At 58.1% G+C, this 11,566-nt stretch carries 9 protein-coding genes; 2 read left to right on the top strand and 7 right to left on the bottom strand.

The window, feature by feature from the left end; all coding sequences use genetic code 11:
• Positions 1 to 88: 88 nt before the first annotated feature.
• A complete protein-coding gene (locus tag ACTLLP_RS03595; protein WP_441060810.1) occupies positions 89 to 2,530 on the bottom strand; it encodes a sugar phosphate nucleotidyltransferase in 2,442 nt (813 codons plus the stop codon).
• Positions 2,531 to 2,549: 19 nt separating this feature from the next.
• Entirely contained in the window at positions 2,550 to 3,797 is a 1,248-nt protein-coding gene (locus ACTLLP_RS03590; protein WP_441060807.1) for a glycosyltransferase family 4 protein, read from the bottom strand.
• 152 nt (positions 3,798 to 3,949) lie between these two features.
• Between ACTLLP_RS03590 and ACTLLP_RS03585 the strand changes: the two genes are divergently transcribed.
• Positions 3,950 to 4,303 (top strand): carbohydrate-binding protein, encoded by a 354-nt coding sequence (locus ACTLLP_RS03585; protein WP_441060805.1) that lies wholly within the window; start codon positions 3,950 to 3,952, stop codon positions 4,301 to 4,303.
• Here ACTLLP_RS03585 and lpdD read toward each other — a convergent pair.
• The 5 genes from lpdD to ACTLLP_RS03560 are packed head-to-tail and all read right to left on the bottom strand — an operon-like array spanning position 4,300 to position 9,918.
• Positions 4,300 to 4,701 (bottom strand): prenylated flavin chaperone LpdD, encoded by a 402-nt coding sequence (gene lpdD / locus ACTLLP_RS03580; RefSeq protein ID WP_441060802.1) that lies wholly within the window; start codon positions 4,699 to 4,701, stop codon positions 4,300 to 4,302. The two genes, ACTLLP_RS03585 and lpdD, sit on opposite strands and share 4 nt — an antisense overlap.
• Positions 4,702 to 4,705: 4 nt before the next feature.
• Positions 4,706 to 6,604, bottom strand: a complete 1,899-nt coding sequence (selB, locus tag ACTLLP_RS03575) for a selenocysteine-specific translation elongation factor (protein WP_441061611.1) — start codon at positions 6,602 to 6,604, stop codon at positions 4,706 to 4,708.
• Positions 6,605 to 6,609: 5 nt separating this feature from the next.
• Positions 6,610 to 7,992, bottom strand: coding sequence for an L-seryl-tRNA(Sec) selenium transferase (gene selA / locus ACTLLP_RS03570; RefSeq protein WP_441060800.1), 1,383 nt, complete (start codon positions 7,990 to 7,992; stop codon positions 6,610 to 6,612).
• A gap of 14 nt (positions 7,993 to 8,006) precedes the next feature.
• A complete protein-coding gene (gene mqnC / locus ACTLLP_RS03565; protein WP_441060797.1) occupies positions 8,007 to 9,074 on the bottom strand; it encodes a cyclic dehypoxanthinyl futalosine synthase in 1,068 nt (355 codons plus the stop codon).
• The gene (locus tag ACTLLP_RS03560) at positions 9,061 to 9,918 is read right to left on the bottom strand and encodes a menaquinone biosynthetic enzyme MqnA/MqnD family protein (protein WP_441060795.1); all 858 of its coding nucleotides are present in this window, start codon (positions 9,916 to 9,918) and stop codon (positions 9,061 to 9,063) included. The genes mqnC and ACTLLP_RS03560 overlap by 14 nt, the downstream gene beginning before the upstream one ends.
• Positions 9,919 to 10,181: 263 nt before the next feature.
• Here ACTLLP_RS03560 and ACTLLP_RS03555 point away from each other — a divergent pair, with 263 nt between their 5' ends.
• Positions 10,182 to 11,564, top strand: coding sequence for an aspartate aminotransferase family protein (locus ACTLLP_RS03555; protein ID WP_441060793.1), 1,383 nt, complete (start codon positions 10,182 to 10,184; stop codon positions 11,562 to 11,564).
• The last annotated feature ends 2 nt before the right edge of the window (positions 11,565 to 11,566 follow it).

Below are 11,566 nucleotides of genomic sequence, written 5' to 3'. Positions count from 1 at the left end.
GTTTTAGGCGGCCAAGAGCACCGCCTACCGGGCTTTAAGGCGAGGAGAAAAACCGGGCCAGCGAGAGGACCCGGTTAGAGATTGACTTTTAGTCTTCGGAAAGTTCCCGGATGCGCTGAGAGTAGAATTCGGTGAGCGATTCCGCTAGCTCCATAGAGGAAGCCTCACTCCAGATGCGGCATACGGGCTCCTCCGGATCGGGAAGGATAAGGGTCCAACCCTCTGGATGATAGACCTTGATGCCATCGATAAATTCCACCGGCCGTTCCCGGTGCTCCTCGGCCAGGCGGCGGATCACCTTGCCCTTGGCCTTCCACCTGACCGGCGTTTCGCGCCGACTAAGAAAATAGGCTGGTATTTCCTCCGCCAGCTGCGCCAGAGAGATACCGCGCTCGCGGATAAAAGAGAAAAGATGTAGCAGAGCAGCCAAGGCGTCGAAATAAAGCCAAGCGTGCTCCCCTGCGCTCTGCCGAGTCTCGTGCCACAGGTCTCGGCGACTGGCCTTGGTACGCACCACCCGGGCCTGATAGCGAGTTGCCATATCCTCCACCACCCGCGGCGCGGTTACGGGCACCACCACCGGATTCTGCTGGCGTTTAAGGCTCACCAGAGCCAACAGGGCGATGAGCAGGTCGTCTTCGATCACGCGCCCTCTTTCGTCCACCAGCACCAGGTGGTCGGCGTTGGCATCCAGAACCACCCCCCCGTCAGCTCCATTATCCACCACCGAGCGGCAGAACTCGGGAAACCTCTGCCGGTAATAGGACCAGGGACGGGGATGGGAAGGAGAATAAGCGGCGTCGAACTCGATCCACTCCACTCCACTTCGCTCGGCCAGGAGGCGCAGAAAGCGGGCAAGGTTCAAAGGTTCGTAAAGCACGGCCAGGCGCAAACCGGGCAGCCGCGGGGAAAGTTTTTGGGTCAAGCGCTCGATAAAAGGCGAAGCGGTTTCCTCCAACGCTTGAATGGGCAGAATCCCGGCTGGGGTTTCCCTAGCGAAGTCTTCGCGATAGTACAACTCCTCCAGTTTTCTTTCTCCTTCCCGGGAAAGGTTGCCCCCGCTCGCTTCCAAGAAAAACAGCGAGACCTTATCCGGGTTCTGAGAAGACATTTTGATGTGCACTCCCCCGGCCAAATCGTAGTAGCGCACGGCGAAGCGAGCCAGCGGGGTGATGGCTTCGCCCCCTTCCCGCACCCGCACCCCCACTGCCTGGAGACCAGCTGACAGGGCGCGGCGCAGCATGACGGTGGTGGGATAGACATCACTGGTAACCAGGACGGAGCTCCCTTTACCTAGATAGGCGCCGAAAGCGCTGCCCAGCTTCGCCACTTTTTCGGGGGTCAGCTCGATGTTGACTAGACCAGTTACTCCTTCCGCTCCGAAGAGACTGCGGCGGTAACCGCAGCCCCAAACCAAGTTTTCCTTCACTTGCCCGCCTTTCTCTACCACCTTGCAGGGCCATAGCTTAACCCCCGGGTGCACCACGCTTTTTTCCTGCAACACCGAGCGGTCACCCACCACCACCCCCTCGTAAGCGCTGACTTCGTCTAGAAAACACACCTGCACCCCTGCTATTACCCCGCTCAGAGAGACCCCTCGTCCGACGTAGCAGTGATCCCAGAGAACGCTGCGCTTGAGATTAGCTCCTTCTTGCACACGGCAGGAACGCCCCAGCACTGTGAAGGGGCCTACCCGAGTTCCCGGCCCTAGATGAGTTTTCTCCCCCAGCAATATCGGAGGCTCGAGCTCCGCCGTGGCGTCTATCTCCACCTCCCCCTCCACCCAAACTCCTGGCCGCAATTCCTTGCCCGGGATGGGGAGGCGCACCTTCCCGGCCAGCAAATCCTCTTGCGCTTGCCGGTAAGCTTCTATATTACCAATGTCGCACCAGTAACCCTCCAGCACCACCCCGTACAAAGGCAGCTTTTCGCGCAGCAACAAGGGGAAGAGGTCTTTGCTGAAGTCGAATTCCTGCCCCGAGGGAATATAGTCCAGCACCTCTGGCTCCAGCACGTAAATGCCGGTGTTAACCGTGTCGCTGAAGACCTCACTCCACCCTGGTTTTTCTAGAAAACAACGTATTCTACCATCTTCCTCCAGAATCACCACGCCGTACTCCAGTGGGCATTCCACCCGCGCCAGCACCAGGGTAGCCAGAGCTCCCCTTTCCCGGTGAAAATCGATAGCCGCCGAGAGATCGAAGTCGGTAAGAGCGTCCCCGCTCAGCACCACGCAGGTTTGATCGAAAAAAGTACCCACGTTCTTCACGCTGCCGGCTGTCCCCATCAAACGCTTCTCCTGGAAGAAGCGCAGGGCTACTCCTGGATCGTGAGTGGAGAAGTAGTGCTGAATTTTATCAGAGAGGTAGTGCAGGGTCACGGCCACTTCTTTTATTCCATGGCGCCGCAGCAACTCTAAACCGTAACTAATAACCGGCCGATTAGCCACCGGCACCAAGGGTTTAGGAAGATCACAAGTAAGGGGCCGTAGGCGGGTCCCCTTTCCTCCCGCCATCACTATGCCTTTCAAACTTCCCCATCCCCTTTCTCTAGGCGTACCGACGAAACAGATAGGTAATGCGGGGGCGAGCAGGCGAGTTCTCGGTGTTGGAGAACCATTCGGAGCATCGCCTCTCCCGCACCACTTCCTGGTATAGCTTTCTAGTGTTGTGGGCTACATCGCTCCAGGAATACCGCTGGCAAACTTTCTGAAAGGCGCGTTCTCGCAGCACAGCCGCTCGCTCCGGGTGCAACAGCAAAGCCACAATCTTTTCCGCGAGCGCTTCCGGCTGGTCGGGGGGGCATTTGTACCCGTCCCAGCCCTCCTCCACGATTTCCTGAAGCCCTCCCACGTCGCTCACCACCACGGGTACCTTAGCCCCCATCGCTTCCAGAGCCACGATGCCAAAAGGCTCGTAAAGACTGGGGAAAACCGCTACCGACGCCCAGTGATAGAGAGCGTTGCGTATCCTCTCCTCCAAATAGCCGGTGAAATAAACGCGATGGGCTATTCCCAGCTCCCCTGCCAGCCGTCGGAGTTCTCCCTCGTAAGGGCCGGTGCCAGCTATGATCAGTTTGGTCTGAGGGCAGCGGGCAAGCACTAGAGGAAAAGCCCGAAGCAAAACCTGCACCCCTTTCTCCCACACCAGTCGCCCCACGAAAAAGACGATGCGCTCGTCGGGAGCAGCGAACCAATTGCGGTCCACCCCCTTTGGAAAACGGAGATAACGCTCCGGGACTACGGCATTGGGGATCACGCGTAACTTATCACCTGGCAGCTGGAAAATATGCTTGACTTCCTGTTCCATGTAACGACTGCAAACGATCACCCGCCAACTCTCGTAAGTCAACCACCACTCCACCCCGCTGATGAAGTGCTGCAAAGGGGTGTGCAGCCCCCGATGCCGGCCAAACTCGGTAGCGTGAACGGTGCTCACCAACGGAAGCCGGTAGGCGTGCTTGAGCGCCCGCGCCGACCAGGCTACCAACCAGTCGTGGGCATGCACCAGCTTTACCCCCCGTTGGCGGGAAAGTTCGGCCACCGCCCGTTCCAGCAAGAAGATATTGGCCTGAATCACGCCAGTTATGAAGTCGGAAGCAGGAGGAGCGGAAGGCCAAACCCGGTACAGCCGCACCCCGTTGACCTCCTCTACCGGCAAAGCTCCAGGAGCTCCCAGAGTGAAAAGCAACACCTCTGTTCCCTGACGAGCCAAAGCCGCGGTGAGATCGTATACATGCTGCCCTAAGCCTCCCGTGTGGTTAGGAGGAAATTCCCAAGATAGCATTGCTATTCGCATACCGCCGCCCTCCCTTATCACCTCCAAAGGATATGTAGGCTCCGGGCAGGGCATACGTGGAAAAAAAAACAAGGGAATAAAGCGAAGCCATCCAGGCCAAAATGGCCGTGGGCAAAAAATAAGGGACACCATCTTTTAGGGAGGAGAAATTAATGCTGAAGGAAGCAAAAAGGGAAACCCAGCATCCGTCCGAGCTCCAGGGCATGGTTATTATCGATCCCACGCCAGTAACCGCGGGAGAAGAAGTGACTATTTGTTATAACGGCCTGCTAGCGCGCAGCGGGGCGCAGCAAATATACCTACACCTAGGGTTCGGAGCTCCCGATAAGTGGCATCGGGTGCAGGACTTCAGAATGTCGCGCACTTCCTGGGGGTGGATCAAGACGGTGAGCATCCCTTACGACGAGGAAACGTTAAATTTTTGCTTCTGGGACGGAGCTGGCAACTGGGACAACAATTATGGGCTTAACTGGAGCTATATTATTCACGCCGGCAGGCTCATTTAGAGGAGCTGCTGCAGAAGCAGACGCAGAGCTTCGGAGCTGTTTTCCTTTACCTTCTCGATGTCGGCGGGCGTAGCGCGCTCGATATGAACACCCGCCACCACCACCACCGGCTGGTCCAGGTGGCGGGCCAAAGCTTCGGCCACCGGACGGGCCACTTCATCATCCTGGTGGCCGTAAAGAGGGAGCACGGTGGTGGTGGTACTGATCTTGCCCGGCACCGAACGGCTGGGACGGGGGAGGGAAATAACAATGGCTCCCACGTGAGGTTTATCCCCGCCCAGCAACTGAACAATTACTCCTTCCTTGGTGCGGGTGGCGAACAAGAGCAAGCGCCAGGGTCCTTCTCCGGTCGTGACCGTGAGCAACTCTATCCCTTCGGGAAAATCGAGCAGAGCCATCACTTCACTCCTTTTTGACCAGCGTGCGCTTATCCCCCACGCGACGGGTCACTCTGCGCCCGTCTAGGTATTCCAGCAGCGGCACCACATACTTGCGGGAGGTGCCTAGCAGGTCACGCGCCTCCGCCGCCGTTATCTCTCCCCGCTCTTTCAGGGCCTCAACCACGCGGGTTTCAGCCGTTTTCAGCACTTCGCGGTGGAATACTATATCTTCCGCCACTTTAACCAGCAGTCCCTGGCGGAAAAGGTATCCCAGATACTCACCGGCCCGCTTTTCCTCTAGCCCTAGCTGGGCCGCCACTTCCTTTGGGGAAGGCGGTTGCATCCCTCCCCTAAGATAAGCTTCCTCCAAAGCAGCAATCCGTTGTTGCTCTTGCTCCGAGAGACCAGAACTTTCCGGCAAGGCCACCGCCTGCGGGGTTAGCCGCAGCCATCCCTGTCGTTCCCAATCCTCCAATAATATTTGAAAAGCTCGCACCCCCAATTGAGGCAATAGGCGAGAGCGCAGTTCCTCCCGGGGCATTCCCTGACGCAGAGGATACTCCTCGGAGTAAGCAGCCACCAGCGCCCGGGCTTTCTCCTTGAGTTGCTGGTAGGTAACCGGGGAGCAAGCCCAAAGTTGTCCCTCAGCCCGGATAAGCGCCACTTCTTCCCGCGCCGCCAACTCCTCCAGCACCTGCGCCACTCGCACCGGGGCCTCGGTCAAGGTCCGAGATAAAGTCTCTACTGCCACCGGCTGTTTGGCCTGGGTTAAGAAGGCCAGCACCTGCTGCGGCAATTTCCCTTCGGCCAGCTGGTTCAGGTACTCCATGATCTCCGGACGGTAGCGTTTGTAGCGCATGGTCGGCAACCCCAAAACCAGCCCTCCTCCCAGAGTCAGGGGCTGGGAAGGCGAGCGGAGAACCAGCTTATCGCCACGCGCCGCTACAATCGGCTCTTCCACTAAAAGTTGCAGCAACGCTTCTTCGCCAGGAGCCAGTTCTTCCCGGTCGAGCAAGTGGAGTTGGGCTAGTGCCTCTGCCGTCCCCAAGTGCAGGCGGACTCGAGCCCGGTGTTTGAGTTTGCGGGCGTGAGGCAGTAAGCGCACCTTAGCATCCAGCAAGGTCACCGCCACGAAAGCCCCTGGAGTTACCAAAACATCGCCCCGCCGTAACTCCGAGGCTTCCACCCCGGCCAAATTAAGGGCTACCCGCTGGCCGGCCTTAGCCTCCTCCACTTGCTGCTGGTGGATCTGTATCTGCCGCACACGCACCATTTTCCCCGCCGGCAGCACCGCCAGCGTTTCTCCCACCTTCACGGTTCCCGCCACCAGGGTGCCTGTCACCACCGTACCAAACCCGGCTAGGGTGAAAACCCGGTCCAGCGGCATACGTACCGGTCCGGTATCCGGTTTCTCCCTCACTCCCTGAGCCAGTTGGTCCAGAACGCGAAGCAGCTCCGGTAGCCCCTCCCCCGTGACCGAAGAAACCGGAACCACGGGAGCTCCACGCAAAGGGGTGTCGGCCAAGAACTCCTTGATTTCCTCACTAACCAGTTCCTTCCAGTCGGGGTCCACTAGATCGATCTTGGTAAGCGCCACCACCCCCCGATCGATGCCCAGGAGATCGATTATCTCCATATGCTCCCGGGTCTGCGGCATCACTCCCTCATCGGCCGCCACCACCAGCAATACTAGATCGATGCCATGCGCCCCGGCCAGCATGGTCCGCACCAGTCGCTCGTGACCAGGAACATCCACTATTCCCGCTCTTATCCCGCTGGGCAGGTCCAAGTGGGCGAATCCGAGCTCGATGGAGATGCCCCGCTCTTTCTCCTCCTTAAGACGATCGGTATCTATCCCGGTAAGAGCTCTGATGAGAGCCGTCTTCCCGTGATCCACGTGCCCGGCGGTACCGATAATCACCCGCTTCAAAGCTCTCCCCCCACGGCTTGCCGGAAAGCGTTTACCAGCCAAGGAAAATCCTCTTCCGCTAAGGTACGGGGATCGAGCAGCACCCAGCCCTTTTCCGCCCGAGCCACCACCGGCGGATCAGCCCGGCGCAACGCCTTCAAGAGAGCGCTTTCTCCCCAGGAAGCCAACCGCACCTCCACCAGCCAAGTGGGTAGTTGGGCGGTGGGCAAGGCTCCTCCCCCCACCTGGGAAAAACCCTCTGCCAGCCGCACCTCAATCCCCTCCAGGCCCTCCAGCTCATGAGCCACCCTTTCCGCCCGAGTTCGGAGTTCCTCCAGCGAGCAAAGCAGCATCCGCAGGGTGGGGATCCTCTCCAACGCTTCTTCTTCCTCCAGGTATTCCTGGAGCGTGGCCTCCAACGCTGCCAGCGTCATTTTATCGATGCGCAAGGCGCGATTCAGAGGGTTGCGCTTCATGCGCTCCACGTAGTCCCTTTTGCCCACCACGATGCCGGCCTGCGGCCCCCCCAGCAGTTTATCGCCGCTAAAAGTCACCACATCGACCCCCGCCGCGACCGTTTCTTGTACCGTGGGCTCGTAAGGGAAACCGAAACGAGAAAAATCTACCAGCGAGCCGCTTCCCAGATCGGACATCACCGGTAAAGCGTGCTCCCGCGCCAGGGCTACCAACTCCGGCACCGGCACCTCGCTGGTGAAGCCGACGATGCGGTAGTTGGACATGTGGACGTGCAAGATTAAGGCGGTGCGCTCGGTTATGGCTTCGCGGTAGTCGCGGCGGTGAGTTTTGTTGGTGGTCCCCACCTCCACCAGAGTAGCCCCACTCTGGCGCATGACATCGGGAATACGGAAAGAGCCCCCTATCTCGATCAATTGACCGCGGGAAACCACCACTTCCCGCCCGGCAGCTAGGGTGTTTAGGGCCAGTAGAACCGCCGCGGCGTTATTATTCACCACCATGGCCGCCTCCGCCCCCGCCAGCAAGCAAAGGAGTTCCTCTACCAGCGAGTAACGTTCTCCCCGCTTCCCGCTTAGCAGATTGAACTCCAGGTTAGTGTAATGGGTCATAGCCTGCAGCACTGCCTCCCGAGCTCGGGCACTGAGCAGAGCGCGTCCCAGATTGGTATGCAGCACCACCCCCGTAGCGTTGATCACCCGCCGCAGCCGGGGGCGAAGCTCCTGGCGCAAATAGCTCAGGATCGTAGGGAGATCCACCTGACTTCGATCACCCCGCAGCAGTTCCTCTCGTAACCGATCCATAACTTTACGAGCGGCGTAGCGCACCATACCCCGCGAGTGCGAAGCAATCAACTCTGCCACTTCCGGATGGCGGAGGAGCTCGTCCATCGCCGGCAGTTGCCGTAGCAAGCTAGTGTTTTCCATCCTGGCCCTCCTCCTCAAAACAAGCGGATTACCCGGTAATCGGTGGTTCTCTGCGCTGGAGTGAAGCCGGCGTCCTTAATGATCCGTATCAACTCTTCCAGGTTAGTCCGGTAAGCGGCGCCAGCAGCTCGCACCACATTCTCTTCCATCATTGTACCTCCGAAATCGTTGGCCCCGAAGGCCAATGCCACCTGCCCCACTTTAGTTCCCTGGGTAACCCAGGAACACTGAATATTAGGAATATTGTCCAGAAAAAGACGGGACAGGGCTAGCAAGCGCAGATACTCCACCGTTGAAGAAGGTTTCCCTCCCAAAGCAGTATTATAAGGCTGATAGGCCCAGGGAATAAAAGCGGTAAAGCCGCTGGTGTAATCCTGCACGTGGCGCAGCCGATCCAAATGCTCAATCCTTTCTTCCACCGTCTCCACCGTGCCAAACATCATAGTGGCACTGGCGAAAAGCCCTAGGCTAAAGGCAGTGATCATAACCGCCACCCACTCTTGCCAGGTGATCTTGCGGGGGGAAATGAGCCGCCGCACCCGATTTACCAGGATCTCCGCCCCGCCCCCGGGAAGAGAATCCAGCCCTGCCGCGCGCAAGCGCTCCAGCACCGCTCGCACCGGCAGCTTCTCCTTGCGGGCCAGATGAATGACCTCCGGAGGAGAAAGAGCGTGGAGGTGTACTGGATAGCGGGACTTGATGGCTCGAAAGAGTTCCTCCAGATAATTCAGCCCTAAATCCGGGTGCAAACCACCCTGAAGGAGCACCTGCGTACCTCCCTGCTCCACCAACTCCTCTACTTTAGCCAGCACCTCCTCCACCGAAAGCACATAAGCATCCGGATCTTCCCGCTGGCGGTAGAAAGCGCAAAAAGAACAGCCGCAGTAACAAACATTGGTGTAATTGATATTGCGGTCGATAACGAAAGTCACCACCCGTCCCGGGTGCATCCGCTCGCGCACCAAGGCAGCGGCCTTACCCAGGAGCAAGAGATCAGCCTTCCGGTAAAGCTCCACTGCCTCCTCCACCGTTAAACGCCTTCCTTCCACCACTTCCCCCAGGATTTGCTCAACTCGTGACAAACCCTTCCCCCCAGATCCGTAAACTGGAAATCCTCTCCTTAACCAAGCCCAGCTTATAAGCGTAATCGTAAAAAAGCAAAAGCGAGCGCCGACAGCTTTCATCCCAATCGTACCTTAGCAGCGTGTAATAGCGCTTAATAACCGGCAACGATAGTCCGGAAAGTGCCTGGGCTTCCAGGCTCACCTCCGGCAGATGCTCTAAACCCCAGGTTTTAGCCTCGTTTAGCAGACAAGCCAGAGCGGTGACGCGCTCCGGATGGGTTTCCGCCCAATTGGCCCGCACCGTGAACAGAGCAAAGACCATCTTCTCCCCGGTAAATGCCTTCCAGGCTTCCCCTAAGTCCTGCACATAAATTTTTTCCCGCCAGCTGAGCACCTCCTCCCGCGCCCTCAGAGCGTCGTCCCCGATCAGCAAAGCGGCCTCGGCTCGGGCCAGCATAGCTTCCAGAGAGGGGCAAGAAACTTGATATTCCGGCTCTATGTGGTAGTAAAACGCCAGAAGGATCTTGACCAGCGCTACCGAAGTGGCCGAAGCACTGGTCAACGCCACCCGAGTCCCTTCCAACTCGGTAATCGGCAAGCGGCTGAAGAGAAAGATACTTCCCACCTCGCCGTCGGACGCTATCACCGGTCCCGGCAGGATGTACGCGAACTCCGGATGCCGGGCGTATTCGATGGAGGAAAGGGGAGTCACGTGCAATTCTCCTCCGAGGAAAAGTTGGTTGAGTTCGGTAGGTACTCCTTTGACCAATTGCATCGCGAAGGGGGGTTTAATCAAGGCGCGCTCCAAAGGATAGTAGATAGGCAAGCAATTGAGATAGTCAACCCACCCCAAACGTAACAAGCAACAAAACCTCCTCTCGGCGTCAAGCGCCGACCTACCAATGTAAAAACTTCGCCTTTTCCCTGAGCTTGTCCTGCTCCACCGGCTCCGCGTCTATAAAATTCGCCGGCAGCCCTCGCTTCCCGCCACCCCAAAAGCGAAGAGCGCTCCATTTCCTTCTGCCCTCTATTAATGAATAGCCGGTGGCAGGAGCAGCCGCCAGTCGCAACGAATCTTTACCGCAATGCCGGAACTCGTACGCGTCGGAAAGGAGTTTTGCTAAAGTGAGAAAACTCATTGGGGTGCAGGAAGCCCTGGAGCTCAGCCGGAGTCAGGTACGAGAGTTGCACCGCGAGTACCTTAATGTTGGGCTTTGTCAGCTCCTGCGCCTGCTGGACTTCGATAAACGCTTCGTCAAAGCGGAAGGTGCCAGGCTTTGGGACGAGGAAGGAAAAGCATATTGGGACTTTTTAGGGTCGTTTGGCGCCATGAACGTAGGCCACAACCACCCCCAGGTGCTGGCAGCGCTAGAGCAAGTGCAGGGTTTCCCCACCATGGTGCAAACCACCCTTTCCCCTCTGGCGGGAGCTCTGGCACACAATCTCTGCCAGCTGGCCCCAGGCAATATGAGACGGGTTTTTTTCTGCAACAGCGGCGCTGAAGCGGTGGAAGGAGCGCTCAAGCTAGCCCGGATCGCTACTGGCCGTCCCGGCTTCATTTACTGCCATAATTCCTTCCACGGCAAAACTTTCGGCGCTCTATCGGTCACCGGGAGAAAAAAATACCAGGAACCGTTCGCTCCCCTTCTCCCTTACTGCGAAGCCATCCCCTACAACGACCTCGCGGCCCTGGAGCAAGCCTTACAGCCCCAGCAAGCAGCCGCTTTTATCGTCGAGCCAGTGCAGGGCGAAGGGGGCATCATCATACCCTCCCCCGGTTATTTGCGAGAAGCCAAGCATCTATGCAGCCGCTACGGAACCCTACTCATTGTCGATGAAATTCAGACCGGTTTGGGACGAACCGGCACCATTTTTGCCTGCCAGCAAGACGGCGTGGAACCGGATATTATTTGCCTGGCAAAATCGCTGGGGGGCGGAATCATTCCCATGGGAGCTTTCCTTACCACCGACGCCATCTGGAATAAAGCTTACGGTAGCCCGGAACGAGCTCAACTGCACACCTCCACCTTCGGCGGCAATGCCTGGGCCTGCGCCGCTGCTTTAGCAACGCTAGAAGTGATAGTGAAAGAAGACCTGCCTGGGCAAGCTTCCCGCAAAGGCCGGTGGTTCCTCGAACAGCTGCAAGCGCTGCAGAAACGCTATCCCCAACTAGTCAAGGAAGTGCGCGGGCTGGGACTGCTCGTTGGCATTGAATTCGCCGGGCAAAAAGCAGGTGTACTGTCTCGCCTAACCTTCGGTTGGGTGGATAGGATGGCGGAAGAGTTTCTAGGAAGCCTGGTGGCCGGGCAACTCCTCAACCGCTTCCGCATCCTCACCGCTTACACCCTGAACAATCCCAACGTCATTCGGCTAGAGCCCCCCTTGGTGGTGGAAGAGGAAGGACTAGCGCAAGTGGTGGAAGCACTGGAGAAAATCCTGAAGGAGAACCGTTCCTTTTTGGGCCTGGCTGCCAAAACCTTCTTAACCAAAGGGGGAAAGAAGGAGTGAGC

The organism is Desulfothermobacter acidiphilus (assembly GCF_052073645.1).
GTDB lineage: Bacteria > Bacillota > Desulfotomaculia > Desulfotomaculales > Ammonificaceae > Desulfothermobacter > Desulfothermobacter acidiphilus.
This window is presented reverse-complemented; position numbering and strand designations above follow the sequence as displayed.